This is a genomic window from Streptomyces sp. NPDC058619 (assembly GCF_042717785.1).
In the GTDB taxonomy this organism is placed as follows: domain Bacteria; phylum Actinomycetota; class Actinomycetes; order Streptomycetales; family Streptomycetaceae; genus Streptomyces.
Window position 1 is genome coordinate 1 of the sequence record NZ_JBHXQN010000058.1, and the last position, 14,438, is coordinate 14,438.

The following is a 14,438-nucleotide window of genomic DNA, read 5'->3' on the forward strand; positions in this document are numbered from 1 at the left end:
GGCCAGAACCATCCCGCCACCCCAGTCGGAGGTGACGCGGTCGGTACGACGAGTGATCGCGGTCGACGGCAAGGCAGTACGAGGCTCTCGCGCCAAGACCGCCACGGCGATCCAACTGCTGGCGGCGATGGAGCACCACGGCGTGGTCCTGGCCCAGCGGCAGGTCGCCTCCAAGAGCAACGAGATCCCTTCCTTCCAGCCCCTGCTGGACACCCTGGATCTTCACAACGCCGTGCTGACCACCGAGGCTCTGCACACCCAGCACGGTCACGGCACCTACCTGATCGGCCGCGGCGCCCACTACCTGGCCGTCGCCAAGAAGAACCATCCGGGTCTGTATGCCCAGGTCAAAGGGCTGCCCTGGCGGGACATCCCGCTCGGGCACCGCACCCGCGACCGTGCCCAACACCGCGACGAGGTCCGCCGACTCAAGGTCGCGGCGTTCCGTCACATCGACTACCCCGGCGCCCGCCAGGCAATCCAGGTCGTACGCCGGCGGCGCGAGATGGGCACCGGGAAGCTGACCATCGAGCGCGTCTACCTGATCACCAGCCTGAGCGTCTTCGATGCCACCTACGCCGAACTCGCCACCTGGATCAGGGGCCACTGGGGCATCGAGAACCTCCTGCACCACGTCCGTGACCGCACCTTCCGCGAGGACGACTCCAAGGTCCGCACCGGCACCCTGCCCCGCGCCATGGCCTCCTTGCGCAACCTCGCCATCGGCGTCTTCCGCCAGGACGGCGGGAGCAACATCGCCGCAGCCCTCCGCCACACCGGACGGAACTACAACCGACCCCTACAGGCCCTCGGCCTCACCTGACGAACCCGGACAGATCTCGATCATGCAATGACCCTGGGTGGGGGGCGGTGGTGTCATTTCGAACCAGACGGCTTTTCCCGTTGGGGTGGGGGTGGTGCCCCAGTCGGTGGCGATGGCCGCGATCAGCATGAGGCCGCGGCCGCTCTCGGCGTGGTGTGTGCATTCTTGTGGGGAGGGCGACTCGGGTGCGGTGTCGGTGACTTCGACGCGGAGTCGTGTGCCGGTCCACAGGACGGTGACGGTGGAGGGTCCGGTGGTGTGGCGTACGGCGTTGGTGATGATCTCGCTGCACAGCAGGGCGAGTTCGTCGAGTGTTTCGCCGGTCAGTCGCAGGTTCCATCCGTGGACGACGGCGAGTACGAGCCGGCGGGTTTTCGGTACTGCATGTATGTCCGCGGCTATCGGGAAGCTGCGGGAGTGTGACGGTCTGGTGGGGCACATCGTGATCACCCTTGGGGGAGGGCGGCGGTCTGGCACGTGGGCCGGGGAACGCGGGCGCCCTGGGCAGTGGATCGCGGGGGAGTGGGGGCTTGCCCGGGGGAGTGGGCACAAGGGTCGCTGGTGGTCTGGTGGCCGCCGGTCGGGGTCTGGGTCGGGGGTTGGGGTGTGGGTTTTCAGGGCCTTTGGGTGAGGGTCTTGAGCGCGTTTGCGGCGCCGGGGTTGAGGGGGACGGGGGCAGTGTTGCCGGCTTGGGCGGGGTCGATTTCGGTGGCGGCGGCGTTGACTTTCTCAAGGGCGTTCTTCTTGTCGTAGACGAGGTCGGCGATCTTTCCCGCGAGTCGGGGGTCGAAGCCTTTTTTGACGAGCAGGACGTTGGGTACCACGATCGTGGGCACGTCGGCGGGCTGGTGGTATACGGCCGCGGGGATGGTCCCCTTCTGGTAGACGCCGCCGTGGGTGTTGCTCAGCGCCGGGAGTTGCGCGGTGACGTCGAGGAAGCGGACTTTGTCCTTGAGGCTGGTGACGAGGTCGGTGACGCCGCTGGTGGGCAGGCCGCCGGACCAGATGAGCGCGTCGATCGTGTTGTCCTTCATGGCGTCCACCGATTCGGGCAGGGCCAGTCGTTGCGCCGAGACGTCCTTGACGGGGTCCAGGCCGGCGGCGCTCAGCAGCCGTCTGGCGATGACCTCGGTGCCGGAGTTGGGTGCCCCGGTGGAGATTCGTTTGCCTCTCATGTCGCGGAGGGAGGTGATCCCGGAGTCGGCTCGGACCAGGATCTGGGTGTAGTTGGGGTACAGGCGGGTGAGGGCTTCGATGGATTGTGGTTTGTCGAAGCTTCCCTTGCCTTCGACGGCGTCTTGCGCGGTGTCGAGCAGGGAGAAGGCGATGTCATAGCTTCCGGCCTGGAGGCCTTGGATGTTCTGCACGGACGCGCCGGTGGTGGCGGCGGTGGCTCGGTAGCCGTCGAGGTTGTCGGAGATCAGTTCGGCGAGTCCGCCGCCGATCTGGTAGTAGACGCCGGTGGTGGGGCCGGTGGCGATGGTGAGCCGCCCTCCCTTTCCACTGTTCGCGGCCCCCTTTTCGTCCTGTTTGCCTCCCGCGCATGCGGTCGCGGCGAGCGCGAGCGCGAAGGCCAGGGCGGGGACGGCCAGGCGTGTGGTTCGCGTGGGGTGCTTCATGAGGGGAGGTGTCCTTCCGTGACGGCTTCGGCTTGAAGGCCGGGACCTGTGGGATCTGTGGTGCGGGGTGTGGCGGAGCGCTGCCCGCGGCGTACCAGGCGGATACCTACGGCGAGGGCCAGGGCGATGAGGCCGGTGGTGATCGCGGCGGGTTCGAGGTAGAGCAGGCACAGGGCGGCGATGACGCACAGCCCACGCTCCACGGGGCCTGCCGGGCCGAGCAGGCGGCCTCCGGTGGCGGCGGCGAGCGCGGCGACGGCGAGGGCGGAGACTGTAGTCGTCCACAGGACGCCTGTCAGGCTTCCGGTGCCCAGGAGTCGGGAGCCGTTGTCGGTGAGGACGAACGCGAACGGTACGAGGAACGCGGGAAGCGAGTATTTCCAGGTCGCCACCATGGTGCGCATAGGGTTGCCGCCGGTGATGGCGGCCGCGGCGGCCGCGGCAAGCGCCGTGGGCGGGCTGACTTCGGACAGTACGGCGTAGTAGAAGATGAACATGTACGCCTCGGGCATGCTCACGCCCAAGGTGAGCAGTGCGGGAGCGATGATGACCGCGGAGATGATGAACGAGGCGGTGACCGGGACCGCGAGCCCGAGGACCGACACGGCGAGGGCCGCGAAGATGACCGTCACGACCAGTTCCACCGTCGGGTTGTCACCGAACATGCCGGCGGCGTTGACGATGACGGAGGCCAGGTTCAGGCCGAGGCCGGTCTGGGTGACGACGGCGACGATGATGCCGGCGGCGGCGCAGGTGGCGACCACCGGGAGTACGGACCTGCTGCCCTCGGCGAGCGCCGCGTACAGCCGACGCGGGGTCATCCGGTGTCGGGCGTCGAGGAAGGACAGCAGGAACTGCAGGGCGGTGGCGTAGACCACGGCCCGGAAGGGGGGCAGTCCCATCGCCATGAAACCGATGATCATGAAGAGGGACAGGAAGTGGTAGCCGAACCGTCCCAGCAGACTCCACGCCGAGACGGCTTCGTCGTCGATCACGGGCCGCGCCTGGTGTTTGCGGGCGTCGATCTCCACGGCCAGAAGGATGCCCAGGTAGTACAGCAGCGTGGGCACCAGCGCGTACAGCAGGACGGTGAGGTAGCTGGTCTTGAGGTACTCGGCGATGACGAACGCCGCGGCTCCCAGGGTGGGCGGGGAGAGGATCGCGCCGATGCCCGCGGCGGCCAGAACTCCGCCGCCCGCCTCCTTGCTGTAGCCGGCCCTACGCAACATGGGCCAGGCGACCGATCCCAGGCTGACGGCGGTGGCGGTACCGGAACCCGAGACGGTGCCGAGGAGGAAACCGGCCGCCGTCACGGTGCGTCCGGGGGCGCTGCGGGAGCCGCGGAACGCCGCGAACGACAGGTCGATGAAGAACTTCCCCGCCCCTGACATGTCCAGCACGGCGCCGAAGATGGTGAACAGCACGATGTAGGTGGCGGCCACATTCAGCGGTACGCCGTAGACCCCGTCGGTGCTCATGAAGAAGTGGGCGGAGATCGCGGCGACGTCGAAGCCGCCGTGCGCCAGCGACCACTGGTACGGGAGCAGCCCGCCGTAGTACGCGTACAGCAGGAACCCCGTACAGAAGGCGGGGAGCACCCAGCCGGTGGTACGCCGGCACGCCTCCAGCACAAGAAGGATCATGGCGATGCCCATGGCCACGTCGAGCGAGGTGGGCAGCTGACGCCGCTCGATGAAGGCGTCGAACTCCAGCAGCGGGTAGAGGCACACCGCGAGGGCGCAGCCGGCCAGCATCCAGTCGGACAGGCCCGGGTCGTCACGCCATGCCGTTCTCACCGCCCCCGCCGAGGCACCCGCCGTTGCGCCCCGGCGCCACGGCAGCGCCAAAGCCGGCACCCGCACCGTTCCACGGTGGGTCAAGAAGATCAGTGGCAGCGTCGCGGCGAGGAAGAGCGTCAGGTAGTACTGGCCGCCCTTGGCGACGGGGAAGAAGATCGCGTACAGCACGAAGACCGACAGCACGGCACACACCGCGGACACGGCCCCTGACACCGCGGGGGAAAGCTTGCGGGCGGGCCGCTCCTGGTCGAACTCGGCCACCAGGTCCTCGACTGTCCGCTGTCCCGGTCCAGACGGCGCTTGCACCATGCCCATGATGGCCTCCTCGGACTGAACGCTGCGATACCTCAGACCGTGGCAGCCGTGACCGGAAGGCGACAGAGAACGCCGGCCCTCTTAACGTAGGTTTAGGATTCAGTGACCTGGATCACTCCTACGCTGGTATCAAAGGCCGTGCCCTGCCCCGCACCGCACACGTTCCCCCGGGCGCAGGACCAGCCGGGAAAGCACCGGGAGGACGCGTTGCGCATACTCGTCGTCGAAGACGACAACCGAGTCGCCGAAGCCCTCGCCGGCGCCCTGCGCCGCAACGGCTACGACGTCCAGCGCGCCGCCAACGCCGCCCAGGCCCTCTCCGCACCCCCCGTCGACCTCGTCCTGCTCGACCTCGGCCTGCCGGACCGAGACGGCATCGAGGTCTGCCGGGAACTACGCGCCCGCGGGGGCGTCCCCGTCATCGCCGTCACCGCCCGGGGAAGCGAACCCGACCGCGTCCGCGGACTACGCAGCGGCGCCGACGACTACGTGGTGAAACCCTTCGGCACCGCCGAACTCCTCGCCCGCATCGAAGCCGTCCTACGCCGCAGCATGAACCACCTACCGCCCCAAGAACCCCCCCTCACCCTCCACGGCGGCCTCGCCATCGACCTCGCACAACGCACGGTCACCCTCCACGGACAGCCCGTACCCCTGACCCGCAAGGAATACGACATCCTGGCCGTCCTGGTCCGCGCCGGCGGCGCCGCCGTATCCCGCGACCGGATCCTCGTGGAGGTGTGGCAGACCGCCTACGACGGAATGTCACGCACCCTCGACGTCCACGTGGCCACCCTGCGCGGCAAACTCGGACCCACCGGAGCCCTCGTGCGCACCGTCCGCGGCTTCGGCTACCGCCTCACCACCGACCCCGCCGCCCCGCCCCCCACCCTGCCGCCCGCGGCAGCAGGCTGCTGAGCCCCATGCACCGCCGGCTCCTCGTCATCGTCTGCGCCCTCGTCGCCGGCCTCATCGTCGCCCTCAGCGTGCCCCTCGTACGAGCCACCGCCGACCGCACCATCCAAACCTCCTTCACCGGACGCGTCCAGGACAGCACCTGGTTCGCCGACCTGGCCGCCAACGCCCTGGAAACAGGACGAACAGCCCGCCTCCAAGCCGCCGCCGCCCGCTACACCGGCCTGTACGACTCCCAAGTCGCCATCGTCGACGCCGACCGCAAGACAGCCGTCGTCGCCCCCCACCCCATCGACCTCGAAGAACCCGCCGTACGCTCCGCGCTCCTCCAAGCCCTCGCCGACCGGCCCCCCGAACGGCCCAGCGTCGTATGGCCATGGGACGACCGCCCCTTCATCCACGCCGACGCCATCAAACGAGACGGCCACATCCTCGGCGCCGTCCTGATCGTCTCCCCCACCGACCAGGCCCGCTCCGAAGTCGCCGACCACCTCACCCTCGTCATACTCGGCAGCCTCACCGCGCTCGCCATCGTCCTCATCGCCGTCGCCACCCCAGTCGTGCGCTGGGTACTGCGCCCCGTCCACGAACTTGACCGCGCAACCCACGAAGTCGCCTTGGGGCGGCTGAAGACCCACGTCTCGGACCGGGCCGGCGCCCCAGAACTTCGCCGCCTCGCCAACAGCTTCAACGCCATGGCCGACAGCATGCACGCCTCCCAGGAACAGCAGCGCGCCTTCGTCGCACAAGCCTCCCACCAGCTACGCAACCCACTCACCGCGCTACGCCTGAGAGTGGAGAACCTGGAAGACTTCGTGAACGACCCCCAGGGCCTGCACGAACTCCACAGCGCGGTAGAAGAGGCCGACCGGTTCGGCCAGATGCTCGACGGACTGCTGCGCATGGCCAGAGCGGAGGCATCCGAAGCGGAACGGACACCCGTCGACGTATCAGCCGTGGTCGCCCACCGTGCCGACGCCTGGCGGGCCGCCTTCGACGCCGAAGACGTCCCCCTCACCACACGTATCCCCGCAGGCATCAGCGCACTGTCCCTGCCCGAATGCCTCGACCAGACCCTGGACACGCTCCTCGACAACGCGCTCAAGTTCGGCAACGGCTCACCCGTTGACATCTGCGTGACATACGCCCCACACGCCTCCAGCCACGACACCGCCAGCCCGCCCCACGGGCGGACAGCGGACAACGGACACGGCACCGTGGAGGTGACCGTCCAGGACCAGGGCTCCGGACTGACGACGGAGGAACTCGCGCAGGCGGGCAGCAGATTCTGGCGCAGCACACGTCACCAGAACGTCCCCGGCACCGGCCTCGGACTCGCCCTCACCCGGATACTCGTGGAAGCCGGAGGCGGCGAACTCCACCTGGCAGCGGCACAACCCCACGGACTCACCGCGACCGTACGACTACCCGCCGCAACCCGGCCACCCGCCCCTCAGCCGCCCGCAGCCACCCCCTGACCCAGTCCTCAGGGATGCGCCTCCCGATACCAGCGGGCAGCACCCGGATGCAGCTCCAACGGATCAGTGGCGATCGCCGACCGCCGGTCCAGCCGCCGAGCCTCCGGATGCGCCCGAATCAGCTGCGCCTGTCCGTCGAACAGCAACCGCGTCAGCCAGTACGCCTTAGACTCCGCCATGTCACGCCGAACCACCAGGAAATTCGGCACACTCACCGTCGTCACCGCGCTCTGCGCACCATAGACCACAGCAGGCACCGTGGTCTCGGTATACAGCTCGCCATAGGCCCGCGTCAGCTCCCCGACCACGTCACCAAGGTCCACCAGCCGGATCTCCGTACCGCGGCGCAGCTCGGTGATCGCCCCCGTCGGCAGACCACCACTCCAGAAGAACGCATCGATCCGCCCGGCCGCGAGAGCGGCCGCGGACTCACGCACATTCAGCCGCAACGACGTCACATCCGTCGCCGGCGAAAGCCCCGCGACCTTCAGAATGCGTTCAGCGATCAGCGCCGTACCCGAACCGTCGGAACCCACGGACACCCGCAGCCCCCGCAGCGCCTTCGCACTGCGCACCGGGCTGTCCGCACGGACCACCAGCTGCACATAGTTGTCATACAACGCGGCGAGCGCCACCACCGGCAGACGCCGAGAGAAGGGCGGCCGCCCGGCGACAGCGTCAGCGGCGGCATCGGCGAGAGCGAAACCCGCCTGCGCCTGACCGGCCTCCACCTTGCGCAGATTCTCGACACTCCCGCCGGTGTGCACAACCCGCGCCGACGCGTCAGGCAACCGACGCCCGATGACACCGGCATAGCCCGCACCGTACTCCGCATACACGCCGCCCGGATTACCGGTGGCCACGGCAATCTGGCCGGACGGACGATCCGGCACATCACCGTCCGAGCACGCGATGGGCAGCGCCAAGACGAGCGCGGCCACGAGTAGACGCGCCACCCGCATGGGACCACCTCCCTCGACAGCGCACCGCCCGGTCCGGGCCTTCGGCATCGACGCGTGTCGCAAATCAGGATATCTCCGACGCAGAGGGCGACAGCTTCCTGCCCTCCGAAGGAGGGCCGCCACCTTCCCATGGCAGCGCACGCCCCAAACGGGTTCCGGCACACTTCCGGCTGCCGTTGGCAGACGGTTTTACAGCCTGCCCAGCGGGCCTCACCCTTGCCGGGCCCGTCGAGAGGCATGCCCCCATGCCGACACACTGCAAGGCGGCGCACTCGCTCGCAAGAAGCCTGCAGGTGCCCGACCGCCAGCCGGACCGCGGCGTCCGCTCCAGCACGGCGCGACGCCGTCCCCACCCGGCTGCTCCTCAGCCTCGGCGCGGTGCGGGAAACTCAGGCGCGAGACCGGCGACACCCAGCCTCAGCTTCCGCGCCACCGCCTACACCCGCACGGGGCGAGCAGCGAGCCCGCACGCCGCCGACGTACGGGCAACCGACAGCCTCGTCCAAGACCACAATGCTCCGGCTCTGAGCGCGCTGGTCGAACGTCCGACGCCCAACGCAGCAGCGTGAGGCCAGCGGTGACGGGGTGTGGGACCCTTCCCGCTCGAATGATCCGCCGGGCAAGGGAACGCTCCCACACCAAGAGCGCTTCGCCTGCCACCCCGCCCGGGCCGCCGGCTCCGCACAACGGCCAAGTCACCGCAACGGCTTGACGAGGCGGGAGCGACAGGATCGTGGAGACACACAGCATCTCCACGCAATTTATCGAAAGGTGACAATTTCCCGCACGTGTCTCCGCACATCGAACAATCCGGAAGATCCTCCTCCAACAAGGGAACGGCGTCACCGTGCCATCCCCCATCTACCACGTCCAGGCGGCAGAAACGAAGCAATCCGCAAGAAAGCCCCAAGAAGCGCCCTCTCCTCACAGAGGTCGAAGGCACCAACGCCCCAAAACAGGGGACCGACGCCAGACCAGCCCCCCGGTTGGCTGATCGTCGCCTTCCCCCCCCAAGCGGGCCTCACCCCCGCAAGAACGAGGAAATGATGTGCGAACTCCTGAACCGCATCTGGTCCCGTCCCCCAGGCGAGTGGATCCGCGTCCTGCGCACGGAACTGCCCGTGCTGGCCGACGAGATACTGGAACAGCTGCAGCAAGGAACACCGCAACTATCCGCACTCGTCAACCACAACGAGACCATCGACGACGAAACGCTCAGACGCTCGCTTGAAAGAGCCCTGTTCACCGCCCTTGGCTACCAGCAACCGGGTGACCAGGACCCCAGCCGCGACGATCCCCGCCCCGGCCACGACAACGACATCAGGCACGACGGAAAGCACGAGGCAAGCCCCCGAGAAAACCGGGAACCCACCCGCCACACCGGCCCCGGAACCGCGCACCGCGGTAGACAGCGGGCAACAGACCGCGTCACCGCACGGGACAGGCATGCCGCACCGCCCGACCGGCCACGTCAAAACCTGTTCAACGCCCTCACCGACGCCAGAGCCACCCCGCAGCAGACCCTCGCCGAGCTGGCCGAAGCGGCCGGCTGGTCCCTCCCACCCGCCATACGGGGCGTCATACTAGCCACCCCCGGAGAAACGCAACAGCTCGCAGCCGCACTACACGACTCACTCCCTGGCATGTTCGCGGGCCAGCCCTGCCTGCTCGTCCCAAGCCGCACCCCGGGCCCGGACGCCCGGGCACGCCTGGAGACCCCGCTGCGCGGCCGCATCGCAGCCGTGGGCCACGAGGTCCCCCCGGCAGACACCGCATCCTCCCTGCGCTGGGCCCAGCGCCTGCTCACCCTCACCCCGGCCCGCCAAGGTCAGGACACCCCGGCCGACTTCGTCGACGACCACCTCTCCACTCTGATCCTCCTACAGGACGAACCACTGGCCCAGGCACTGGCCGCCCAATGGCTCCGGCCCTTGGATGGCCTGACCCCACGCCAGAGCGAGCGGCTGGAGGTGACCCTGCTCGCCTGGCTCGAACGCGGAGGCGCCCCTGAAGCCGCGAAGGCCCTGAGCGTCCATCCCCAGACGGTCCGATACCGCATGCGGCAATTGGAGAAACTCTTCGGACCGCAGCTACGTGATCCTCGTACCCGGTTCGAACTGGAGATGACGTTGCGTAGCCGCCGGCTCATCGCGCAGGCGCGAATACCCTACTCGCGGCGGCAGGGACGCAAAACGGGCCGCGTCATCACGGCGAACTTCACCCCGTTGGCCGCGGAAAGGATAGCCCGCGTCAACGGCCTGTGACCTCAGCAGTCCAGCGTGGCTCCGGCTCCCTCGGCGCAGAGACGGCGCGACCGCCAAACGCGCGAGCGGCGTCGTTCAGGCGTCGCCCGCGCGGCCCTGCCGTCGGCCAGGGCGCGCCCACATGGGGAAGGCGAGCGGCGTGGGGTTGACGGTTGCGGAACCGTTCCTGCCGGTGGCCGTTGAGAGCGCCGGGTACACGACCCGTCCCGGGGAGGCTGCCCCCGAGCTCCCCAGGGCGGGTTCCCTGGACTTGACACCTGACACATCTGCCCGGCCCGGTCCTGTCATCCGGTCGCTGTCACCGCGCGGCGGTTTCGGTGGCGGGTGTCAGGGCCCCGTCACCTTGCGTGCCGGGTGGGTGAAGCCGGGGCCGGGCGCGGCCGCGTGCGGGTGCCTGCCTTCGATGCGGGTGGCAGGATGAGGCGAAACAGCCCACTCGTCTGCAGGAGTTCTCCGTCATGCTCGAACGCAGGAAGGTCAAGGACCGCGCGCAGGTCACCTTCGTTCTGCCCGCCGACACCCCGCCCGGTCCGGTTAGCGTGGTCGGTGACTTCAACGAGTGGAAGCCCGGCGCCCACGTCCTTCAGGCCCGCGGTGACGGCATGCGCGCCGTCACGGTCGGCCTGCCGGCGAGGGGCGTACACTCCTTCCGATACCTGGCAGCGGGTCACTACTGGTTCGACGAGGACCACGCCGACGGCCACGACGGCATCAACAGCCTCCTGCACACCTGACACGACAAGACACCCCGAGGCGCCCGGTTTCCTCGTCGCGGGCCTTCTCGCCGATACGGGCACTCATGAACTGGTGGCACTGGGTGGGCGCCGGCGAGGCCCCGGGGTTCAGGCGAGGCGGTCGCCGAGGCGGAACCGCATCTCTCCTGCGGCCCAGCGGATGCCCTCGGGCAACTCGGCGTCGTCGAGGAGCCCGAGGAGCACCATCACGCCCGTCCTCCGTCGGCGCTGATCAGTTTCAGGGGTGGCTCGCTGACCGGGGGCGACGCGGACGCACAGCGGGGCCGGGCCGAGGAGTAGGGCACGACCCTCCGTTGCGCCCTGAACGCCCGTGACCGCGATGCCTTGATCGGCTCAAAGACTCGAGCCTTCGCGAGGAAGACCTGCCCATGCCCTGTGTGCGACAACCCCCATTCTGGTGAGGCGGCGCCAGCCACCAGCGAACGAGGCCCCGTTGTTCCTTCACCATCAACTCGCGGCACGCCGTCGGTCGACCCGTGTCAGACCTGGCGGGGGAAGAGTTCGAGGAGTCGCGCGCGTTGCCTGGGGCCGAGCCCTTGGACGCGGCGGGTGTCGGAGATGCTGAGGTCGGTGAGGAGTCGACCGGCGCGCACGGCGCCTATGCCGGGGAGCGATTGAAGGACGCGGCGTACCCGGATCCTGCCGACCACCGCATCGTCCCGCTTCAGCAAGGCCGTAAGGGGCAGTTCGCCGGCTTTCAGCGCGGCCATCAGTTCGCTGCGCTCCTTGCGGACGGCTGCGGCCTTTCGCTGTGCTTCGGCCCTCTGAGCCGGGGTCAGCACGGGCATTGACATGGTGTGATCCTTTCGTCGTAGGGCTGTACTCAACATCATGACGCTCCCGTCGGAGCGATCTGCTACCGCATTTGTCATCAATTGATATGCAGGGCGTCTGCGCGGCAGCCATGTGGTGCCCGGGGTCGCGCTGAAGAAGGAAAAGAAGAACGGCGGGACACGCCACGGAGGACGCGGACCGATACGCGGTGCTGTAGCCCGGCCGCCGGTACGTCCTCGCGGTTCAGTCCGGATCGACCGCCGGCACCGCGTACGCCGAGCCGGCCCTGCGGATGTCGCGGGGGAGCGGGAGCACTGAGAGGCGGCGATCGCGAGTCCGCCCGAGGCCGCTCTGAACGGCAACTGCGAAGACGTGGAGGCGCCGGCGGGCTGACCTGCAGCCCGCCGCGCTCAAGTAGCAGTGGAAACGCGCCCCCGGCCATGGCACCGACGGAGGGGCTGCGGCCACCTCTGCAGGTGGCGGACGCGCTCGGTGTGGTGTCCCCGTGCGCGCGGCACTCCTGCAGCGGGATGGTCTCCGCGTCCTGGTGCGAGGGGAGCCGCCGGTAGGTGGATGGCGCTCCACGGCGTCGTCGTACTGCCCGGCCGGTGGTTCGTGTCCGCCGCCCGGCCGTGGTGCGCCGGCTTCGTCGTCGTCGCGTGTGGGTCAGCGCATGGTGGCGGTGCGCAGGGCGGTGGTGGTGTCGGCGGCGTCGGTGAGGCTGATGGGGTCGGTCAGCCGCAGTGAGCCGAAGGTGGTCGCGTCGCTCCATACGCACACGGCCTGGTCCTCGCCGCCCGGGGTGGGGGAGTATCCGCAGCTCAGGCGGCCGCCTTCGGGGCCCGGGTCGAACGCGGTCACGTCGTGTGCTCGCGCGCCGGCGAAGAAGTTGCGGAACTCCTGTGAGATCGACTCGCTGGCTTTCTGGTCGGCCATTTCGGGGTCCCAGGTAGTGCTGTTGAGGATGAACAGGGCGTGCAACATCGTGTCGCCGCCCTTGTCGTAGTACGAGATCTTGACGGGCGCAGGGAGCGGCCTGCCCGCCAGGACGCTGGCCTCGGCGCGGGCGGCGGCTTCTCCTGTCATCAGCCGGTAGCCCGCGAAGGATTCCGGGACGGTGGGAGTGCGCGGCTGCTCAGCGTCCGCAGCGGCGGCTTCGACTTCCGCGGCCCGTGGTTCGGGATGGTAGGAGACCGCGGCCTTCACGGCCGACATTCCGGCGATCAGGAGCATCACTCCGATGACGACGGCCCGGCGTTTGGCGAGCATTGCGGCTATCTCGTCGGGACCGGCGGTTCCGTACGATGACGGGTTGCGCCAGGTGTTGGTGAGGCGCCAGAGCAGTACAAGGGCGACGGCGGCGATAGCGACGGTGCCGAAGACCTGGCCGGCGGCGTAACTCTGCGAAGTGGTGTCCACGGACAGGGCGATCATGCCGCACATCGTATGGGTGCTCGAATTGCGATGGTGACGCCGGTGCAGCGCGCGGGCCTGAGAGGTCCCCCCCGGTCCCCGGTGGACGGTGCGCAGCGTTCTTGCCGGGATCAGCTCGGGGTATATGACTGCTGCCTCGGCCCGCCTGCGTACGAGGCGCGAGGCGAAGGCCGTCGCCCAGCTCGCGGGTATCAGGAGCAGGCTGCCGTAGGTGACGGCCTTGTTGGCCACCATGATGGCTGTGGGGTCGGACTCCGTACCGACGACGCGGAAGCGTACCGCCGTGAGGAGGTCCGTCCCGGGTGCGTAGGAGGAATCGCTGCCCTCCGCAGGTCCGAACTGGTGGCTGAGGGGTTCTGTGCGGCTGTCGGGGAGGACGACGAGCCGGCCCTGGGGCACCGTCACCTCGAAGTCGTCCGAGCCGCCGCTGACGACGGCGTGGTCGGTGTACGGGTCCTCGAGTGCCTTGCCGTCGAGCGTCACGTGCGGGTCGCCGGCCTTGTAGGCGAGGGTCTGTCCGGCCAGCGCGACGATCCGGGAGACCACTGTTATCTCGCCGGTGTCGAAGTAGGCCGGGTCGAAGACGACGACGTCCCCGTGGCGTACCGCACTGCCGTCGACGGCATCGGCATAGAAGAACTCGCCACGCGGGTGGGCCGGCGCCATTGAGTCGTCGGCCATCGTGTCCGCGTAGTCGTAGCCGTACCCGGAGGCGGCGTGGAGGAGCCCAGGAGCAACCCGGCCGTGCCCACGGACAGCGTCACCGGCGGTCCTGCGAAGCGGCCGCCCCGCCGTGCGTACATCCACGCTCTCCCGCTGCCCCACGTGCTGCTTCCCCCCTCGGTGATCTACGGGTGCACCCTACGGCCACGTCCAGACAAGTAGGCCCCCGGTACCCCCAACGTCCAACGCGCTGGGACGGCTGGGACACGGGCATACGGCACACGCTGCGACCTGAGCGACCCGGCGAACCGATGCGGTCAGAGCGCCTCGACCCGCCCGAGTACAACGGACGCCCTGTGAGCCTGGATGGCTCACAGGGCTTCGGTGCTGGTGGGGCCGCGTGCTGCGAGGCCGGGGAGCGGGGCCCGGCCCGGACCGCTACGCCGCGGTCGGGGGTTCTCAGGCGGTCAATGGGTTGTCCGCCTGGGATGGCGGTGGGCTCGGCGCGATCCAGGTTCGGTAGGGGACAGCTGGTTTTTCAGGTGAGTTCTGACTCACCTGCGAAGCCGCTGGTGTGTTCAGGCGGTGGTGTCGTACAGCTTGGATCCGGCCTGTCCGTTGCAGGTCCACTGCTGGA

11 protein-coding genes are annotated in these 14,438 nt (G+C 69.0%); 5 read left to right on the forward strand and 6 right to left on the reverse strand.

Annotated elements, in window-relative coordinates; all coding sequences use genetic code 11:
- A partial coding sequence (locus ACFWTC_RS32650; protein ID WP_384074902.1) for an ISAs1 family transposase occupies window positions 1-823 on the forward strand: 823 nt, incomplete at its 5' end.
- Here the strand turns inward: ACFWTC_RS32650 and ACFWTC_RS32655 are convergent.
- The 3 genes from ACFWTC_RS32655 to ACFWTC_RS32665 form a co-directional block, all read right to left on the reverse strand.
- On the reverse strand, window positions 800-1,264 hold the full coding sequence (locus tag ACFWTC_RS32655) for an ATP-binding protein (protein ID WP_384029661.1): 465 nt from the start codon (window positions 1,262-1,264) through the stop codon (window positions 800-802). The two genes, ACFWTC_RS32650 and ACFWTC_RS32655, sit on opposite strands and share 24 nt — an antisense overlap.
- A 173-nt stretch (window positions 1,265-1,437) precedes the next feature.
- Entirely contained in the window at window positions 1,438-2,442 is a 1,005-nt protein-coding gene (locus ACFWTC_RS32660; RefSeq protein WP_384029659.1) for a TAXI family TRAP transporter solute-binding subunit, read from the reverse strand.
- Window positions 2,439-4,556 carry a TRAP transporter permease gene (locus ACFWTC_RS32665; RefSeq protein ID WP_384029657.1) on the reverse strand — a complete coding sequence of 706 codons (2,118 nt, stop codon included), beginning with the start codon at window positions 4,554-4,556 and terminating at the stop codon, window positions 2,439-2,441. Before ACFWTC_RS32665 ends, ACFWTC_RS32660 begins: the two co-directional genes overlap by 4 nt.
- Window positions 4,557-4,763: 207 nt before the next feature.
- On the opposite strand from ACFWTC_RS32665, the gene ACFWTC_RS32670 reads away from it, so the two are divergent.
- A complete protein-coding gene (locus ACFWTC_RS32670; protein WP_384029665.1) occupies window positions 4,764-5,474 on the forward strand; it encodes a response regulator transcription factor in 711 nt (236 codons plus the stop codon).
- A 5-nt stretch (window positions 5,475-5,479) separates the two neighbouring features.
- On the forward strand, window positions 5,480-6,949 hold the full coding sequence (locus ACFWTC_RS32675) for an ATP-binding protein (protein ID WP_384029655.1): 1,470 nt from the start codon (window positions 5,480-5,482) through the stop codon (window positions 6,947-6,949).
- A gap of 8 nt (window positions 6,950-6,957) precedes the next feature.
- Here ACFWTC_RS32675 and ACFWTC_RS32680 read toward each other — a convergent pair whose 3' ends face one another.
- Entirely contained in the window at window positions 6,958-7,911 is a 954-nt protein-coding gene (locus ACFWTC_RS32680; protein WP_384029653.1) for a TAXI family TRAP transporter solute-binding subunit, read from the reverse strand.
- 1,121 nt (window positions 7,912-9,032) lie between these two features.
- Here ACFWTC_RS32680 and ACFWTC_RS32685 point away from each other — a divergent pair.
- Both ACFWTC_RS32685 and ACFWTC_RS32690 read left to right on the forward strand, forming a co-directional pair.
- Window positions 9,033-10,175 (forward strand): PucR family transcriptional regulator, encoded by a 1,143-nt coding sequence (locus ACFWTC_RS32685; protein ID WP_384029651.1) that lies wholly within the window; start codon window positions 9,033-9,035, stop codon window positions 10,173-10,175.
- A 458-nt stretch (window positions 10,176-10,633) separates the two neighbouring features.
- Window positions 10,634-10,909, forward strand: coding sequence for an isoamylase early set domain-containing protein (locus tag ACFWTC_RS32690; protein ID WP_384029649.1), 276 nt, complete (start codon window positions 10,634-10,636; stop codon window positions 10,907-10,909).
- A 500-nt stretch (window positions 10,910-11,409) separates the two neighbouring features.
- Here the strand turns inward: ACFWTC_RS32690 and mihF are convergent, their stop codons facing one another.
- The gene (gene mihF, locus ACFWTC_RS32695) at window positions 11,410-11,724 is read right to left on the reverse strand and encodes an integration host factor, actinobacterial type (RefSeq protein ID WP_383900346.1); all 315 of its coding nucleotides are present in this window, start codon (window positions 11,722-11,724) and stop codon (window positions 11,410-11,412) included.
- 646 nt (window positions 11,725-12,370) lie between these two features.
- Complete coding sequence (locus tag ACFWTC_RS32700; protein ID WP_384029647.1) at window positions 12,371-13,819, reverse strand: S26 family signal peptidase; 1,449 nt, start codon at window positions 13,817-13,819, stop codon at window positions 12,371-12,373.
- Window positions 13,820-14,438: the final 619 nt, after the last annotated feature.